18 protein-coding genes are annotated in these 17,893 nt (G+C 45.5%); 12 read left to right on the forward strand and 6 right to left on the reverse strand.

Translation table 11 applies throughout. The features are described from left to right. Position 1: 1 nt before the first annotated feature. Positions 2-1,192 (reverse strand): glycosyltransferase family 2 protein, encoded by a 1,191-nt coding sequence (locus tag EV202_RS09980; protein ID WP_106068378.1) that lies wholly within the window; start codon positions 1,190-1,192, stop codon positions 2-4. A 335-nt stretch (positions 1,193-1,527) separates the two neighbouring features. Here EV202_RS09980 and EV202_RS09985 point away from each other — a divergent pair, with 335 nt between their 5' ends. From EV202_RS09985 to nqrF, 6 genes are read left to right on the forward strand one after another with little or no spacing between them, the layout of a single operon-like run. Continuing rightward, on the forward strand, positions 1,528-2,877 hold the full coding sequence (locus tag EV202_RS09985) for a Na(+)-translocating NADH-quinone reductase subunit A (RefSeq protein ID WP_131926971.1): 1,350 nt from the start codon (positions 1,528-1,530) through the stop codon (positions 2,875-2,877). Between the two features lie 40 nt (positions 2,878-2,917). Further along, positions 2,918-4,087: an NADH:ubiquinone reductase (Na(+)-transporting) subunit B gene (locus tag EV202_RS09990; protein ID WP_131926972.1), complete on the forward strand. Its 1,170-nt coding sequence runs from the start codon at positions 2,918-2,920 to the stop codon at positions 4,085-4,087. Positions 4,088-4,101: 14 nt separating this feature from the next. Continuing rightward, positions 4,102-4,794, forward strand: a complete 693-nt coding sequence (locus tag EV202_RS09995) for a Na(+)-translocating NADH-quinone reductase subunit C (RefSeq protein WP_106068381.1) — start codon at positions 4,102-4,104, stop codon at positions 4,792-4,794. A gap of 4 nt (positions 4,795-4,798) precedes the next feature. Continuing rightward, positions 4,799-5,437 (forward strand): NADH:ubiquinone reductase (Na(+)-transporting) subunit D, encoded by a 639-nt coding sequence (locus tag EV202_RS10000; protein WP_131926973.1) that lies wholly within the window; start codon positions 4,799-4,801, stop codon positions 5,435-5,437. 55 nt (positions 5,438-5,492) lie between these two features. Beyond that, on the forward strand, positions 5,493-6,119 hold the full coding sequence (nqrE, locus tag EV202_RS10005; protein WP_106068383.1) for an NADH:ubiquinone reductase (Na(+)-transporting) subunit E: 627 nt from the start codon (positions 5,493-5,495) through the stop codon (positions 6,117-6,119). An 18-nt stretch (positions 6,120-6,137) separates the two neighbouring features. Continuing rightward, positions 6,138-7,406, forward strand: coding sequence for an NADH:ubiquinone reductase (Na(+)-transporting) subunit F (gene nqrF, locus EV202_RS10010; RefSeq protein ID WP_131926974.1), 1,269 nt, complete (start codon positions 6,138-6,140; stop codon positions 7,404-7,406). 138 nt (positions 7,407-7,544) lie between these two features. On the opposite strand, the gene EV202_RS10015 is transcribed toward nqrF, so the two are convergent. Next, positions 7,545-7,691, reverse strand: coding sequence for a hypothetical protein (locus EV202_RS10015; RefSeq protein WP_207903442.1), 147 nt, complete (start codon positions 7,689-7,691; stop codon positions 7,545-7,547). A 446-nt stretch (positions 7,692-8,137) separates the two neighbouring features. On the opposite strand from EV202_RS10015, the gene EV202_RS10020 reads away from it, so the two are divergent. The 4 genes from EV202_RS10020 (at position 8,138) to EV202_RS10035 (ending at position 13,124) form a co-directional block, all read left to right on the forward strand. Continuing rightward, positions 8,138-9,466, forward strand: coding sequence for a DEAD/DEAH box helicase (locus tag EV202_RS10020; RefSeq protein WP_394364519.1), 1,329 nt, complete (start codon positions 8,138-8,140; stop codon positions 9,464-9,466). Positions 9,467-9,753: 287 nt separating this feature from the next. Next, positions 9,754-10,821 carry a 3-phosphoserine/phosphohydroxythreonine transaminase gene (gene serC / locus EV202_RS10025; protein ID WP_131926975.1) on the forward strand — a complete coding sequence of 356 codons (1,068 nt, stop codon included), beginning with the start codon at positions 9,754-9,756 and terminating at the stop codon, positions 10,819-10,821. 108 nt (positions 10,822-10,929) lie between these two features. Continuing rightward, positions 10,930-11,850, forward strand: coding sequence for an NAD(P)-dependent oxidoreductase (locus EV202_RS10030; RefSeq protein ID WP_131926976.1), 921 nt, complete (start codon positions 10,930-10,932; stop codon positions 11,848-11,850). Between the two features lie 26 nt (positions 11,851-11,876). Then, a complete protein-coding gene (locus EV202_RS10035) occupies positions 11,877-13,124 on the forward strand; it encodes a DUF1015 domain-containing protein (protein WP_131926977.1) in 1,248 nt (415 codons plus the stop codon). A gap of 556 nt (positions 13,125-13,680) precedes the next feature. Here EV202_RS10035 and EV202_RS10040 read toward each other — a convergent pair. Continuing rightward, positions 13,681-14,841 carry a glycerate kinase gene (locus tag EV202_RS10040; protein ID WP_131926978.1) on the reverse strand — a complete coding sequence of 387 codons (1,161 nt, stop codon included), beginning with the start codon at positions 14,839-14,841 and terminating at the stop codon, positions 13,681-13,683. A gap of 193 nt (positions 14,842-15,034) precedes the next feature. On the opposite strand from EV202_RS10040, the gene EV202_RS10045 reads away from it, so the two are divergent. Both EV202_RS10045 and EV202_RS10050 read left to right on the forward strand, forming a co-directional pair. Beyond that, on the forward strand, positions 15,035-15,631 hold the full coding sequence (locus EV202_RS10045) for an IMPACT family protein (RefSeq protein ID WP_106068390.1): 597 nt from the start codon (positions 15,035-15,037) through the stop codon (positions 15,629-15,631). 74 nt (positions 15,632-15,705) lie between these two features. Continuing rightward, a complete protein-coding gene (locus EV202_RS10050; RefSeq protein ID WP_106068391.1) occupies positions 15,706-16,830 on the forward strand; it encodes an HpaII family restriction endonuclease in 1,125 nt (374 codons plus the stop codon). Positions 16,831-16,879: 49 nt separating this feature from the next. Here EV202_RS10050 and EV202_RS10055 read toward each other — a convergent pair whose 3' ends face one another. From EV202_RS10055 to EV202_RS10065, 3 genes are read right to left on the reverse strand one after another with little or no spacing between them, the layout of a single operon-like run. Continuing rightward, entirely contained in the window at positions 16,880-17,140 is a 261-nt protein-coding gene (locus EV202_RS10055; RefSeq protein ID WP_106068392.1) for a hypothetical protein, read from the reverse strand. A gap of 8 nt (positions 17,141-17,148) precedes the next feature. Then, positions 17,149-17,511 (reverse strand): phage holin family protein, encoded by a 363-nt coding sequence (locus EV202_RS10060; protein WP_106068393.1) that lies wholly within the window; start codon positions 17,509-17,511, stop codon positions 17,149-17,151. A 21-nt stretch (positions 17,512-17,532) separates the two neighbouring features. Beyond that, the gene (locus EV202_RS10065) at positions 17,533-17,742 is read right to left on the reverse strand and encodes a YtxH domain-containing protein (RefSeq protein ID WP_106068394.1); all 210 of its coding nucleotides are present in this window, start codon (positions 17,740-17,742) and stop codon (positions 17,533-17,535) included. Positions 17,743-17,893: the final 151 nt, after the last annotated feature.

Raw genomic sequence — 17,893 nt, forward strand, 5'->3', positions numbered from 1 at the left:
GTCATGCTCTTCGTGCCTTTTCCCATGTGCCGTTTGTTCTGTTCTTGCGCTTCAGCAAATATCTGAACCCTCTTATGACATTGATGTTCATGAAGAGAAAATAGTAAGGGATGAAGAGTAGTTTGTTTTTTATATGCTTGGTCGATAGATAATAGCCCCATCCTCCCATGAGGTAGAACAATATTTGCAGCACCCCGATGAAACTATATAGAACAGGTTGATTGTCTGTAAAGAGCAAAATGGCATTGAGGGGTAACAGCAGAAACAATAAAATAGGAGTGAGCGACCATCGCAGTACGCGGTGAGAGACATACTGAAAGCTGAAAACTCCGTAACGAAAAGGATTCAGTAACGGACGCATCCGCCAGATAGATTGTAACCCACCGGCTGCAATGCGTATTTTGCGTTTTTGTTCTTCGTTCATGTCGGCTGACCCATTTTCAACAGCATAGGCATCGGCGCAATAGGCTATGATGTGACCTCGCATGACGATGCGCAGAGATAGGATAAAGTCATCGAGTAAAGTGTCGGGTTCCATTTCTTCGAAAAGTTCGCGGCGAATGGCAAATAACTCGCCCGCAGCACCTACTGCCGAATAGAGTCGCGAATCAAGAGCTTTGAGAGTCGATTCATACCTCCAATACAAGCCTTCTCCACCGGAAGCAGCATTATTCTTGTCTTGAGTAGTTATACGTTTTTCGCCTGCCACACAACCCACTTTGGGGTTGTTGAAAGCGTATGCTATTTTGCGTAGTGCTTCGCGGTTGAGATTGGTATTGGCATCTGTGAATATTACAAGAGGAGTTTCTACAAAGTGTATACCTCGGTTCAGAGCAGAGGTTTTCCCCAAACGCTCAGGACGATGAAGCACGGTGGCTTGCGGCCAGTGCGAAAGCCGTTCGTTGGTGCGGTCGTTACTGCCGTCGGTTACCCAAAGAATATGTAGTTTGTCGGTAGGGTAGTCCAGCTCAAGGCAGTTACGCATCTTTTCATCCACCACTTCTTCTTCATTATAAGCGGCAATGAATAAAGTCAATTCCGGTAAAGTGCCATCGTCGGTGGCAACGTAGTCGGCTTTTCGTTTGAAAAGTTCTTTTATTCTGACAAGGAAATACAGCACTATCCCATAACCTATATAGGTATAGAATACCAGACCTAAACTTATCCAAAAAAATATCTCCAAGAATTTCATTGTATCAGATTGTCTTCTCTGTTTATTTTGTTTCTTTCTTCTGTGAAAGAAGTTTACTTGCCAAAAATAGAAATAAACTTTTATTGATACAAGAAAAAAAGATAAAAACAGGTAAAAGCAATGATTGCAGCGTTCCTTTATATTTCTCGGGCTTTTGTTTAGGTTTGCAAAAGAGTGCTTGTTTACTGCAGTTTATCGGATTTTGATAATAGCTCGTTTGTTAACGTGATGAATTACGGAAATTTATCCTTAATTCTTTTCTCTTTTGCGCTTTATTCACATTCTTTTTTGCTACTTTTGCGGCAAATTAATGAAACCATTATTTTAATAAACGCATGGCAAATGTAATAAAGTTACGTAAAGGCCTCGATATCAACCTGAAGGGCAAGGCTTCCGCAGAGATTATGTCCGTCAAAGAACCGGGATTTTATTCGTTGGTTCCTGATGATTTTACGGGCGTTATTCCGAAAGTGGTGGTCAAAGAACAGGAATATGTGATGGCTGGGGGAACCTTGTTTATCGACAAGAATCATCCCGAATTGAAATTTGTTTCGCCCGTCAGTGGTGTAGTGACAAGCGTGGAGCGCGGTGCACGCCGGAAGGTGATGAACATTGTTGTAGAAGCTGCTGCCGAACAAGATTATGAAGAATTCGGCAAGATGGATCCCTCTGAGATGAGCGGGCAGCAGGTGAAGGAAGCGCTTCTGCAAGCCGGTATGTTCGCTTTCATCCGCCAACGTCCGTATGACGTAATCGCTGACCCTACGGTGACTCCGAGAGCCATCTTCATTTCCGCTTTCGACAGCAATCCGTTGGCTCCCGATTTTGAAGTTGCTTTGAAAGGAGAGGAAACGAATTTCCAGACAGGACTCGACGCTTTGTCAAAGATGGCAAAGACCTATCTGAGTGTGAGTGTAAAACAAAAAGCTGCCGCTTTGCTACAAGCCAAGAATGTTATCGTTACGGCTTTCGACGGTCCCCATCCGGCAGGTAACGTGGGTGTGCAAATCAATCACATAGCTCCCATAGTGAAGGGTGAAACGGTGTGGACCATTGCTCCCGAAACCGTTCTCTTCATCGGGCGGTTGATGAATACGGGACGTGTAGACATGACCCGTACGGTGACCGTGACAGGCAGTGAAGTATTGAAGCCGGCTTACTGCAAATTGCGTGTGGGTGCGTTGCTGACAAATGTGTTCGAAGACAATGTGACGACAGGCAAGACGCTTCGCTACATCAGCGGCAATGTGCTGACCGGAAAAAAAGTCTCTTCGAACGGTTTTCTGGGTGCTTTCGACACGCAGCTGACCGTAATTCCCGAAGGAGACGAAACCCATGAAATGCTTGGCTGGATTGCACCTCGCTTCAATCAGTTCAGTGTCAATCGCTCATATTTCAGTTGGCTGATGGGCAAGAAAGCATACGTGTTCGATGCCCGAATCAAGGGGGGCGAACGCCATATGATTATGTCCGGCGAATACGACAAAGTGTTCCCTATGGACATTTTTCCCGAATATCTGGTGAAGGCAATCATTGCCGGCGACATCGACCGCATGGAGGCTTTAGGCATCTACGAGGTGGCTCCCGAAGATTTCGCACTTTGCGAGTTTGTAGACTCCAGTAAAGTGGAGGTTCAACGCATTGTGCGTGCCGGATTGGACATGCTTCGTGCTGAAATGGCGTAATTTGGGTTATGGTTTAATATTTAAAAATCAAATATAATTAATGAAAGCGTTAAAAAATTATCTCGATAAGATAAAGCCGAACTTTGAAGAGGGCGGCAAACTCCACGCATTCCGTTCGGTGTTCGATGGATTCGGAACATTCTTGTTCGTGCCGAACACCACAGCGAAATCGGGAACGCATATTCACGACACCATCGATAGCAAACGCATCATGTCGATGGTGGTCATTGCGTTGATACCGGCCTTGCTGTTCGGTATGTACAACGTAGGTTACCAGCATTTCCATGCTACCGGTGCTTCCGGAAGCTTCATCGAAATGTTTGCTTACGGTTTTCTGGCAGTATTGCCTAAAATCATTGTATCTTATGTAGTGGGTCTCGGCATTGAGTTCGTGGTGGCTCAATGGAAAAAGGAGGAAATTCAGGAAGGTTTCTTGGTTTCCGGTATCCTGATTCCGATGATTGTCCCCGTAGACTGCCCGTTGTGGATGTTGGCGGTTGCCATTGCTTTTTCCGTGATTTTCGCGAAGGAAGTCTTCGGAGGTACAGGCATGAATGTATTCAATGTTGCTTTGGTTACGCGTGTATTCTTGTTCTTTGCCTATCCTACGAAGATGTCGGGCGATGCCGTTTGGGTGTCCGGAAATTCCATCTTCGGCTTGGGACAGCAGGTAGACGGCCTGACGGTGGCTACTCCGTTGGGGGTGGCAGCCACTACGGGTGCTGCGCCTGACTTCTCCATGGATATGATTTACGGCCTTATTCCGGGTTCCATCGGCGAGACGAGCGTCATTGCCATTGCATTGGGTGCTGCTTTGCTGCTTTGGACAGGTATTGCCAGTTGGAAGACGATGTTCTCGGTATTTGTGGGCGGTGCTTTTATGGCTTGTGTATTCAACGCAATCGGCCCTGATACGGCGATGGCTCAGATGCCTTGGTATGAACACCTTGTGCTGGGTGGTTTCTGTTTCGGTGCCGTGTTCATGGCTACCGACCCTGTGACTTCGGCCCGTACGGAGACTGGTAAGTACATCTTCGGTTTTCTGATTGGTGTCATGGCCATCGTTATCCGTGTGCTGAACCCTGGTTATCCCGAAGGCATGATGCTCGCCATCCTGTTGATGAACATCTTCGCTCCGCTGATTGACTATTTCGTGGTACAAAGCAATATCAATCGTCGCGAAAAACGTGCAATGAAGTCTAACAATTAAATACCGGAAAAGAAATGAATACCAATAGTAACAGTTATACTATCGTTTATGCTTCGGTAATGGTTGTTATCGTAGCATTCCTGCTGGCATTCGTAAGTTCGTCTTTGCGCGAGACGCAGAACAAGAACGTGGAGCTGGACACGAAGAAGCAGATTCTGGCCGCTTTGGGTGTGAAAGACGTGAAAGATGCCGATGCGGAATATAATAAATATATAAAGAGTGACATGTTGATGAATGCCAATGGTACGCTGACAGAGAATACCGGTGCATTCGCCACCGCTTACGAGAAAGAGGCGAAAGAGAAAAATCGTCTGCATGTGTTTGTGGCCGAAGTGAACGGTGAGACCAAGTATGTGTTCCCCGTTTACGGTGCAGGTCTTTGGGGCGCTATTTGGGGGTATGTTGCATTGAATGGTGACAAGGACACGGTGTTTGGTGTCTATTTCTCTCACGCCAGCGAAACACCGGGGCTGGGTGCCGAAATTGCCACGCCTCACTTCCAAGGCGAGTTTACCGGCAAGAAAACGCTGGAGAACGGTGAAATTGCTCTCGGCGTTGTGAAGAACGGTAAGGTGGAGAAACCTGAATATCAGGTGGACGGCATTTCGGGCGGTACTATCACCTCGGTAGGTGTGAATGACATGCTGAAAAATTGCTTGAGCAACTACAAGATTTTTTTAACCAGTAATAATAAGGAGGAGGAATAAGAATATGGCATCATTGTTTTCAAAGAAGAATAAAGAAGTATTCACTACTCCGCTGGGAATGAATAATCCTGTCACCGTGCAGGTGCTGGGTATCTGTTCGGCTTTGGCTGTTACTGCCAAGCTGGAGCCTGCCATCGTGATGGGACTTTCGGTGACGATAATCACGGCCTTCTCCAATGTAGTGATTTCGTTACTGCGCAAGACCATCCCTAACCGCATCCGCATCATCGTGCAGCTGGTGGTTGTTGCTGCTTTGGTGACTATCGTGAGCGAGGTACTGAAAGCGTTTGCTTACGACGTGAGCGTGCAGCTTTCCGTTTATGTGGGGTTAATTATTACCAACTGTATCCTGATGGGACGTCTGGAAGCATTTGCCATGCAGAACGGTCCCTGGGAATCTTGTCTCGACGGCATCGGAAACGGTTTGGGCTATGCCAAGATTCTGGTCATCGTGGCTTTCTTCCGTGAGTTGCTGGGATCGGGAACTCTGCTCGGTTTCAATATCCTGAACCACGATTGCCTGACAAACCTCGGTTATGTGAACAACGGTTTGATGTTGATGCCTTCCATGGCGCTCATCATCGTGGCTTGTATCATCTGGTATCAGCGTGCCCGTAATAAGGAATTGCAAGAAAAACAGTAATTAAATGAATAATTAAAAATAAAGAATTTTTCATTTTCATTTTTAATTAAAAAACATGGAACATTTATTAAGTTTATTTGTCCGCTCTATCTTTGTGGACAACATGATATTCGCGTTTTTCCTCGGTATGTGCTCCTATTTGGCCGTATCGAAGAACGTGAAGACAGCCTTGGGATTGGGTGTCGCCGTTACTTTTGTGCTGGTGGTGACGCTTCCGGTCAATTATCTGTTGCAGACCAAAGTGCTGGGACCCGATGCCATTATCGAAGGTGTCGATCTCAGTTTCCTGAGTTTTATCCTTTTCATAGCCGTTATTGCCGGTATTGTGCAGTTGGTGGAAATGGTGGTTGAACGTTTCAGTCCTTCGCTCTACGCTTCGCTGGGTATCTTTTTGCCGCTGATTGCTGTAAACTGTGCCATCATGGGAGCTTCGCTCTTTATGCAGCAACGCATCACGGTGGGCGAGAGCGATCCCAAGTACATCGGCGATATTGCCGACGCCGTTTCCTATGCATTGGGTTCGGGCATCGGCTGGTTGCTGGCCATTGTCGGTCTGGCTGCCATTCGCGAGAAGATGGCTTACTCCGACGTGCCTGCACCGTTGCGGGGGTTGGGCATTACGTTCATTACCGTAGGCCTGATGGCTATGGCATTTATGTGTTTCTCCGGTTTGAAAATCTAAAAAGAAAGGAATAAGACAATGGATACGAATATGATATTAGCAAGCATTGGAGTATTCCTCGTGGTTATTTTGCTGCTTGTAGTCATCCTGTTGGTTGCCAAGAAATTCTTGATACCTTCGGGAAATGTGAACATCACCATCAATGACAAGGATGTGCTTACGGTGCCGCAGGGCGGAACCCTGCTGGGGACACTGTCGGAACAAGGCATTTATCTTTCTTCGGCTTGCGGTGGTAAGGGTTCTTGCGGACAGTGCAAATGTCAAGTGCCCGAAGGCGGAGGTGAAATTCTTGACTCCGAAAAGGGACATTTCACCCGCAAACAGATAAAAGACAATTGGCGTCTGGCTTGCCAATGTAAAGTAAAAGGCGATTTGGGTATCAAGGTTCCCGAATCGGTGATGGGCGTCAAGGAATACGAATGTACGGTTATCAGCAACAAGAACGTGGCTACCTTTATCAAGGAGTTCAAGGTTCAGTTGCCTGCCGGTGCCCATATGGATTTTATTCCGGGTTCTTATGCCCAGATCAAGATTCCCGCATTCTCCATGGATTATGGCAAGGATATTGATAAGAGCCTGATTGGCGAAGAATACCTGCCGGCGTGGGAGAAAAACGGCCTCTTCTCGCTGAAGTGTGTCAATGACGAGCCTACAGTTCGCGCTTACTCCATGGCCAACTATCCCGCCGAGGGAGACGTGTTCATGCTGACTGTGCGTATTGCCACTCCGCCTTTCAAGGCAGACCGTAGTGGTTTTATGGATGTCAATCCGGGCATCGCTTCTTCTTATATCTTTACGTTGAAACCGGGCGACAAGGTAATGATGAGTGGTCCTTACGGTGATTTCCATCCGCACTTCGACTCCAAGCGTGAAATGATTTGGGTAGGCGGTGGTGCCGGTATGGCTCCGCTCCGTGCCCAGATTATGCACATGACCAAGACACTGCACACTACCGACCGCGAGATGCACTATTTCTATGGTGCTCGTGCATTGAACGAAGTGTTCTATCTGGACGACTTCCTCGGTATCGAGAAAGAGTTCCCCAATTTCCACTTCCATCTGGCACTCGACCGTCCGGATCCTGCAGCCGATGCAGCGGGCGTGAAGTACACCGCCGGTTTTGTTCATCAGGTGATGCTGAATACTTACCTGAAAGACCACGAGGCTCCCGAAGACATCGAATACTACATGTGTGGTCCTGGCCCGATGTCGAAAGCTGTGGTTGCCATGCTTACCGACCTCGGAGTAGAAGAACAATCCATCTTGTTCGATAACTTTGGAGGTTAATCCCAATAGAGAAAGAAGATATAATCTTTAAAAGACGCGGATTACGCGGAATTCACGGATTTAACATATCGAAACCGTGCTGATTCCATGTAGTCCGCGCCTCTTTTTATTATTGTACACTTGTCTGTGTGTAAGTTTTCAGTCGTTAGGATAGACTACATTCCATTTCTTTCTTAATTCATCCATGATACGCATCATGCACAAGGTCTCGCAATGAGGCATGTGGGGTGATTCCAACAAACCTTGCTTCATGGCATCATAGCCTTCCATTTGTCCTACCGGCATAATGCTGCCCCTTCGCCTGCTTTTTCAAAAACAGACGGTGCATTGTCGGGATAAACCTTTTTCTTATATTTGCAGAGTGATACGTGAATTCGGAATAAGGTATATATTAAAAAAGGAAGTAACAAAGCTACAAAAAAGAGGAACTGCTCTTCTGGAATCACCGGTGATTCTACTCACGCCTTTGTATGATTTTTTTATGCAGAAAAATTCTTCAGAAAAACGTCGGCTGGATTTTTACTAAAAGTTCACCGGATTTTTACTAAATTTTCCCGGGATTTTTACTAAAAATTCGGTGTGTTTTTAGTAAAACCGGATAGCGTTGATTTTCAGACTGATTTGTGGTTGTTTTGTTGTTTAATATTATTACCGAAAGTTCAGGCGGAATCGTCCGTCTTATAAATTTAAAATCACTTTTGAATACTCACACTTCTTTAATAAACAAAAATATGGTGAATAGAGAGGAGATACTCCGTAACCTGAAAATAGAGAAACTCAACCCGATGCAGCAGGCAGCCTGCCGAGCTTATGAAGAACCCAAAGACATGGTACTGCTTTCGCCCACCGGGAGTGGAAAGACATTGGCTTTTCTCTTGCCGTTGGTGCAAAAGTTAAAGAATGAAATAAAAGGTGTACAGGCTGTGGTACTGGTGCCTTCGCGCGAGTTGGCATTGCAGACGGAAAACGTTTTTAAGCAGATGAACACTCCATTTAAAGCCATCAGTTGTTACGGCGGTCGTCCGGCAATGGAGGAACATCGCACCATGAAAGGAGTAAGCCCTGCTATTATCATTGGTACGCCAGGACGGATGAATGACCATTTGAGAAAAGGAAACTTCGATGTCGATACCGTTCATACGCTGGTAATCGATGAGTTTGACAAATCCTTGGAATTTGGTTTTCAGGACGAAATGGCAGAAGTCATCGGGCAACTGCCCCGGGTGAAGAAACGTGTCCTTCTTTCGGCCACGGATGCCGAAGAGATTCCGCAATTTGTGGGGGTGAGAGAGGGGATAGCCTATATCAAACTGAATTTCCTTTCCGAAGATGATTCTTTGTCGGGACGCCTGAACTTGTTGCAGGTGGTTTCGCCTGAGAAAGACAAACTGGAAACGCTTTATCGGTTGCTTTGTACTTTGGGTGACGCCTCTACGCTGGTTTTTGTCAACTATCGGGAGAGCGTGGAGCGAGTGGCAGGCTATCTATCGGCAAAGAAGTTTCCTTGCGACATCTTCCACGGTGGTATGGAGCAACAAGACCGTGAACGGGCACTTTATAAATTCCGAAACGGAACGTGCCCCGTCCTTATATCTACTGACTTGGCCGCCCGTGGGCTGGATATTCCGGGCATGGACAATGTGGTGCATTATCATTTGCCGGTCAACGAAGAGGCTTTTACCCATCGCAACGGACGCACCGCGCGCTGGCAGGCAAGCGGCTCTTCTTTTTTAATACTTCATGCCGAAGAGCGGCTGCCCGATTACATATTCACGGAAATTCCTGTTTTTGAACTTTCATCGCAGGCAACAAAGCCCATAAAGCCTCGTTGGGCTACGCTCTATATAGGTAAAGGCAAGAAAGATAAGCTCAATAAGATAGATATTGTGGGCTTTTTATATAAGAAAGGTGGACTGACGCGCGAGGATGTGGGACAAGTGGACGTGAAAGAACATTATGCTTTTGTGGCCGTGCGCCGTTCCAAGCTGCAGCAGTTGCTTACTTTAATTAAAGGGGAAAAGATAAAAGGTATGAAAACCATCGTTGAAGAAGCAAAATAGGAACTATATTCTGACGTTTTGATAGTTTATAGCTTTTATTTCACTTTTTATAACAAACAAACGTTTCTTGTTGAATTGTTCTTTCAGATTCGTTGTTGGCTGCAGGGATTGATATTTTTATATAACAAATTGGCGTATAATTCTTGTATATACCAATAAAAAGTAAGGTAAATGCGGAGAAAAACCGGAATTTCATAAAGAAAGATTTGCAATGCAGAAATAAATCCGTAATTTCGCCATGTCGAAAGACATCAATTAACGAATTGTATAACCAAAACAAACTTCAAATGAAAAAGCATAATTTCAATGCAGGACCTTCTATTCTTCCTCGTGAGGTGATTGAAGATACAGCAAAAGCTGTTCTTGATTTCAATGGTTCAGGCCTCTCACTGATGGAAATCAGCCACCGTGCTAAAGACTTCCAACCTGTTGTGGACGAAGCTGTGGCATTATTCAAAGAATTACTTAATATCCCCGAAGGATATTCGGTTCTGTTCTTGGGAGGTGGTGCCAGCCTGGAATTCTGTATGATTCCTTTCAACTTCCTGGAAAAGAAAGCTGCTTACTTGAACACGGGTGTATGGGCAAAGAAAGCCATGAAAGAGGCTAAAGGATTCGGCGAAGTGGTTGAAGTGGCTTCTTCTGCTGAGTCTACTTATACGTACATTCCCAAAGATTATACCATACCGGCCGATGCGGATTATTTCCACATAACGACCAACAATACGATTTACGGTACGGAACTGAAAGAAGATTTGAATGTAAACGTTCCGATGATTGCCGATATGTCTTCCGATATATTCTCACGCTCCATTGATGTATCCAAATACATCTGCATTTACGGTGGTGCACAGAAAAATCTGGCTCCTGCCGGTGTAACGTTTGTTATTGTGAAGAACGACGCACTGGGTAAAGTTTCTCGCTACATCCCTACCATGTTGAATTATCAGACACATATCGATGGAGGTTCCATGTTCAATACACCTCCTGTTCTTCCTATCTATTCCGCAATGCTCACTCTGCGTTGGATCAAAGCACAAGGCGGTGTAAAAGAAATGGAGCGTCGTGCCATTGAGAAGGCTGATATGCTGTATGCTGAAATAGACCGCAACAAGATGTTCGTGGGTACGGCAGCTAAGGAAGATCGTTCTCGCATGAATATCTGTTTCGTAATGAGTCCCGAATATAAAGAATTGGAGGCCGATTTCCAGAAGTTCGCTACCGAAAGAGGTATGGTGGGCATCAAGGGACACCGCTCGGTAGGTGGATTCCGTGCATCCTGCTACAATGCTATGCCGAAAGAAAGCGTGCAGGCTTTGATTGATTGCATGCAAGAGTTTGAAAAACTTCATTAATAATATCTTCGCCACAGACTGCACGGGTTTGCACAAGTCGTTTTTCTGAAAAAAAAGAGTGTGCCCTATGCAATCTGTGGCGATTTCTTTTCTAATCATAGTAGAATCATGAAAGTATTAGTCGCAACAGACAAGCCGTTTGCTAAAGTAGCTGTAGACGGCATTCGCAAAGAGATTGAAGCAGCCGGTTATGAACTCGTACTGCTGGAAAAATATGGTGAGAAAACCAAACTGCTGGAAGCTGTGAAGGATGTCGAAGCCATTATCATTCGTAGTGACATCATAGATGCCGAAGTGCTGGATGCTGCTCAAAAACTGAAAATCGTAGTGCGTGCAGGTGCCGGTTATGACAACGTGGATTTGGAAGCCGCTACCGCTCATAACGTTTGCGTGATGAATACTCCGGGGCAGAACTCCAACGCTGTAGCCGAACTGGCATTCGGTCTCATGGTCATGGCTGTTCGCAATATGTACAATGGAACTTCAGGAACCGAATTGATGGGCAAGAAGTTGGGTATCCATGCTTATGGCAACGTGGGGCGCAACGTGGCCCGCATAGCCAAAGGTTTCGGTATGGACATCTATGCATTCGATGCCTTCTGCCCTAAAGAAGTGATTGAGAAGGATGGTGTGAAAGCTGTGGCTTCCGCCGAAGAATTGTACTCCATTTGCGATGTCATTTCACTGCACATTCCGGCAACCGCTGAAACAAAAAACTCCATTAATCATGCTTTGGTGAACCGGATGCCTAAAGGCGGTCTGTTGGTAAATACTGCCCGTAAGGAAGTGATCAACGAAGCCGAACTGATTCAACTGTTGGAAGAGCGTGGAGATTTGAAGTATGTGACCGATATTATGCCTGCTGCAAACGAAACCTTTGCTTCTCGATTCGCAGGACGTTATTTCTCCACACCGAAGAAGATGGGTGCACAGACTGCAGAGGCCAACATCAATGCCGGCATTGCGGCCGCCTGCCAGATTGTCGGTTTCCTGAAAGACGGTTGCGAGAAATTCCGTGTAAACAAATAATGGCATTCAAAAAAAAATAATATCCTATGGCAATCATTAAACCTTTTAAAGGTATTCGTCCTCCACAAGGATTGGTAGAACAAGTGGCTTCCCGTCCTTACGATGTGTTGAACTCCGCCGAAGCACGCGAAGAAGCGGCTGGGAATGAGAAATCCTTATACCATATCATTAAGCCCGAAATAGACTTCCCGGTAGGTACCGATGAACATGACGAACGTGTTTATCAGAAAGCAGCCGAGAATTTCCGGATGTTTCAAGACAAGGGATGGTTGGTGCAGGACGACAAGGAGAATTATTACGTGTATGCTCAGACCATGAATGGCAAGACTCAATACGGTCTTGTGGTGGGTGCTTACGTGCCTGATTATATGAACGGTGTCATTAAGAAACATGAGTTGACTCGCCGCGATAAAGAAGAAGACCGCATGAAGCATGTTCGCGTGAACAATGCCAACATCGAACCGGTATTTTTTGCTTATCCCGACAATGCCTTGCTGGATAGTATCATTGCACGCTATACGGCTGAAAAACCGGTATATGACTTTGTTGCTCCGGATGATGGTTTCGGTCATACTTTCTGGATTATCGATAAGCAGCAGGACATAGATGCCATCACCGGTGCATTTGCCAAGATGCCTGCCCTCTATATTGCCGACGGTCATCACCGCAGTGCCGCCGCAGCTTTGGTAGGTGCAGAGAAAGCCAAGCAAAATCCCAATCATCGTGGAGATGAGGAGTATAACTACTTCATGGCTGTTTGTTTTCCTGCCAACCAACTGACCATTATCGACTACAACCGTGTGGTAAAAGACCTGAACGGTCTGACAGTGGAAGAGTTCTTGGCCGCTGTGGGCAAGAATTTCACGGTGGAAGAGCGAGGTACGGAAATCTACAAACCTTCCGGTTTGCATAACTTCTCTCTTTATCTGGCCGGTAAATGGTATAGTCTGACAGCCAAGCCGGGTACTTACAACGACAACGACCCCATCGGTGTGTTGGATGTCACCATCTCTTCCAATCTGATATTAGATGAAGTGTTGGGCATTAAGGATCTGCGTTCCGACAAACGTATTGACTTTGTAGGTGGCATCCGTGGCTTGGGCGAACTGAAGAAACGGGTGGACAACGGAGAGATGAAAGTAGCATTGGCTCTTTATCCTGTCAGCATGAAGCAGTTGATGGACATTGCCGATACAGGTAACATTATGCCGCCCAAAACAACTTGGTTTGAACCTAAGTTGCGTTCGGGCTTGATCATCCATAAACTGGACTAAAAAAACAGAAACAGATTTGACATCAAAAAAGCATCTTTTCTTCGGAGGATAAAAACAGAGTCCGAGAGTTTCATGCTTTTAATCTTTTGACGCAGGCAATGCAGGTTTCTTTATTCAAGAACTGTATTGTCTGCATCTTTTTTTGCATCGTCTGCATCTGAAAAAGGGAGCAATCTGAAAAGACATGGAGAAATCTCGTTTTAATAATCTGAAGAACTTTAGTGTTTTATACTTGTCCAAGTTTAAGATTAGTACGTATGAGTGTAAACAGCAAATTAATTTTTCAGATTGAATTCATAGAATAAAATTGTATGCAGCAAAGAGTAAACTTGTTCTCTGCCTGAATAAATCTCTGTTCGCGCCTTGCGAACACAAATTCGCAAGGCGCGGATATACGTTCGCACCGTGCGAACAGACATTCGCACATTGTGGACAAACCTTCGAGAATAAAAAAGTGAAGAGAATGTCGTAAGTTGAAATGTGTAAGCTGACCACTCGGAAGGAGTGTGGATGATCATTACCGTCAAATGGGCAATCGGGTTTTCTGAAGCGATTGTTATATATTCCTCCGGCAAATCTCTTCCACTATTCGCTGGATATTGGCTTTTGCATATGCAGGTTCCATGGCTTTTTTCGGCGAAATGGAAGGGGAATTGATGGAAAGTACTTCTTTGAAACCAGCTTTGTCCAGAATCTCTTTATCTTCTATCTTTCCTGCCAACAGAATGACGGGGATTTGTTGTTTTTGGGCTTCTTGCAGGATGCCCGAAGGCACTTTTCCCATAATGGTCTGTCGGTCGGCCTTCCCTTCTCCGGTGATGATGAGATCAGCACCTTTGATTCTTTCTGCAAAGTGAAGTAAGTCAAGTAGTAGTTGTATGCCGGATTTCAGTTCTGCATTCAGGAAAGCCTGTAGGCCACCACCCATGCCACCGGCAGCACCGGAACCGGAGATATTAGATATGTCTTTTCCGGTGTATTGGCAGATGACGCCGGCCAGTTTCTTCATATTGGCATCTAATTTTGTTGCCATTTCCCAGTCAGCTCCTTTTTGCGGAGCAAAGACGAATGATGCGCCTTTCGGACCGATGAAAGGGTTCTTAACGTCGCATGCAGCGACAAAATGTGTGTCTTTGAGTGCCGGATGGGCAGCAGAGGAGTCGATTGAAGCTACTTCGGCCAACAGTTCCCCACACATACCACGCTTCGGAACATTTGGAGCGATTGTATGGATGATGTCTGCTCCCGTTTTATCGAGAAAACGGAAGCCCAATGCCTGCAACATTCCCAAACCGGCATCGTTTGTTGCACTGCCACCTAATCCGATTATAAAGTTCCTACATCCCAAGTCCAAAGCGTGACATATCAGTTCACCGGTTCCGTAAGAGGTGGTCAGCATTGGATTGCGCTTCTCTTTAGGTATGAGTGGCAAACCGCTGATGGCAGCCATTTCGATAAAGGCCGTTTGTCGGTCGCCCGAGATGCCGTAGCAGGTATCGTGTATTTCCATCATCGGGTTGTGGGCTCGCAGAAAGATGCGCTTTCCTCCGGTGGCGACGATTAGGGCATCCAGCATTCCTTCTCCTCCATCGGCAACAGGGAACTGAACGACATCGCATGATGGAAAGATCTTGCGTACTCCTTTAGCGGCGGCTTCTCCTGCTTCTTTGGAGGTAAGGCATTCTTTGAATGAATCGAGGGCGATGATTATTTTCATTGGCGGTTGTGTATTTGTCTGTCAATTAATAAAACTATAATCTATAATTCTGACATAGAGATGAATAATGACTGGTTAGAGGTTAGGATATCGGTCTCGTTGCCTGAGCCAAAGATAGTGTATTTTGACTGATTTTGTTAATTGTTGGTAATATTGTTGATGATGAAAATTAAAAGAATTGTATCTTTGCAACATGAGCGAAGATAGGTATAAAACGATTTCAGCCCCTTCCGAGGGCATTTACACAGAGAAGCGTAGCAAATTTATCGCTATTGCCTTGCCGGTGCGTACATTGGAAGAAGTGAAGTCGTATCTGGATATTTATCAGAAAAAATACTATGATGCCCGTCACGTGTGCTATGCCTATATGCTGGGACATGAGCGCAAGGATTTTCGTTCCAATGATAACGGTGAGCCTTCCGGTACGGCAGGTAAGCCTATCTTAGGACAAATCAACTCTAATGAGCTGACGGATATTCTTGTTGTTGTGGTTCGTTATTTCGGAGGTATCAAGTTGGGGACAAGCGGGTTGATCGTGGCATATAAAGCCGCTGCCGCCGAAGCTATTGCTGCCGCAACCATTATAGAGAAAACCGTGGACGAAACAGTGACCTTCTTGTTTGAATATCCTTTCATGAATGACGTGATGCGCATTGTGAAAGAAGAAGAACCGGAGATATTGGAACAATCGTATGACATGGACTGCCGCATGACCCTTCGTATCCGTCAGTCCATGATGCAGAAGCTGCGAGTACGGCTCGAAAAAGTAGAGACTCTGAGGTTTGAGTAAAGAGTCGGGGAGTTTAAAGCAACGTCTTTAAACATTTATCCGAAATAATCACGTTAACAAGAAAATAAGAAAAGATGGGATTTAGTGCAACCAAAAGAGAGCTGGGCGAACTGTACGCTTTTTTTCGTCTGCTGGCCGACGGGACCGTGGCATTAGGCACACCGGATGTGCGGAAGAATATGGCAAAGTCTTGGCCTGTTGCCTTGGTGCAGAGAGAAGAGCACGATGGTACGCGTCGTTATTACATAGAGGAAGAAAAGGTACGGCTGGTTGGTGGAACAGTAGGTAAGGATGGCGCTTTCACTCCCGGTGGCAAAGAAGAACAATGCTTTCCTCGCGAAGATTTCAAGGATGCGGCAGAGTTTATTCTCCATTTGCTGAAGACGGCTTCCGGGGATGAAATAGAGGTGACCGAGGGACTGGAAGCTTTTCTGGATGCTGTCGGCATCTACGATTTGGAGGCGAAAACAGACGATCGCACAGACTTTTACGTGGCTTTCCATCATCCCGATGCACCATTGACGGGGTTTACGGTGCGTTGCCGTCTTGCCCCGATGAATCCGTTGCTTGACGGAGGGCGCACTGCCAACTTGAAGCTGGAACAAAGTGGTGTGAAGTTTGCCGTTCCCACAGTAAACAAGGTGAACGCCTTACCTGAGTCTCCTACTGAAGTTGCCGAACGGATGTTGCTTATTGAACGTCTGGGAGGTATCTTGAAGTACGCTGATGTGGCCGACCGTGTGTTCCGTTGCAATCTACAGATGATTGACCTCCACTTTCCCCGTATGTTGGCAGAGATGGTTCGCGCAATGCATCTGGATGGCATTGTCCGTGTCAGTGAACTGACAGAACACATCAAGGCTATGAATCCGCTGAAAATAAAAGATGAACTGATAAATAAACATGGCTTCTATGAGTTTAAGATGAAGCAGTTTTTGCTGGCACTTGCTCTTGGAATGCGTCCGGCTAAAATATATAACGGCACAGATTCTGCGGTGGAAGGCATGCTTCTGGTCACAGTCGATGGCGAAGTATTATGCTATCATAAGTCGGAGCGTGCCGTCTTTGCAAATTTCCTCTATCGGAATACCCGCCTGGAGAAAGGTTCCGTGGATAAGGACAAATATGGTTTTCTTGAGCGTGAAAACGGAGTCTGGTACTTCAAGCTGAATGTGAAGATCGGATTGATGAAAAGATGACTTTCGCTACGGCCTTCTTCTGTGTTTATCTTTCTTAGGATTACAATAATTAGTGTGTCCTTCCAAAGTAATTCCTGAATTTTCTCATAACCTTAAGCCCCAATCTTACACCGTCGAAAACAGCCATGCCGGTATTGAAAGCTCTCATGATTGCATTGGCTTTATTGGTGGCAGGGGCGATAGGAGCCAATATGTCTCTTGTAAGATCGGTCATGACTCCTTTTTGCGTACGAATTTGCTGTAATACAGCCGTTTTTCGCTGAGCTATGCTTTCCAATGTATGAGGGAAGGAATTCGAATCGTGGTTCATGCTGTCTCTTATTTATTGGATTTTTCTAAAAACAATCCGGCGATGAACTTTACCGTGGGGTTGATAATTAGTTTTCTACGAAAGAGAACAACTAAGAGGATGAGCAGGATATGAAATCCGGCAACAATAGCATAGCTTATTGTAAGTCCACCAACTAAGGGGGCTATTGCATAGACCAAGGTGAATGACAGATAGAACAGAACCACTACGCAGAGGATAATGACAAGTATGACCAATAAAAGCATAGAGAGCAACTTTGATAGTTTTTCCGTGATTTCCAGTAGGGTATATTCTTTTTGTAGCTCAAGATACTTTCTGAACTCAACGAATAATTGCTGAATTTTCTCAAAACTTTGATCGTCGGCAAACATAGTGGCTCTGTTTTGTTCGTTTTATTCAGCAGATTCACCTTTGATTTCTGCTGCAATTTCATCTACCAGATTCTCCATGTCATTCCGACTAAGCCGGATACCTTTTTTGCGGAGAATTTCTGCTATTTTATTACGCGTGTCCTCTCCTTTTTCAGGAGCAAATAAAATTCCAAGGGCCGCGCCTACTGCGGCACCACCCAAGAAAGCTGCTAAAACATTCAGTCCTTTCATGATTCTATCCTTTCTTTTTAAGAGGTTCTCAGTTACAAAGTTAGTATTATTTTTTGAAAAAGAGCTGATTCTCTTTTTTATTTTAGCCTGAGTTTGGAACAGGCGGTTCCTTTTGCTAAAGATTAGGGGCTGCATCCTATCGGGCAGATAT

This window comes from Prevotella heparinolytica (assembly GCF_004342845.1).
GTDB lineage: Bacteria > Bacteroidota > Bacteroidia > Bacteroidales > Bacteroidaceae > Bacteroides > Bacteroides heparinolyticus.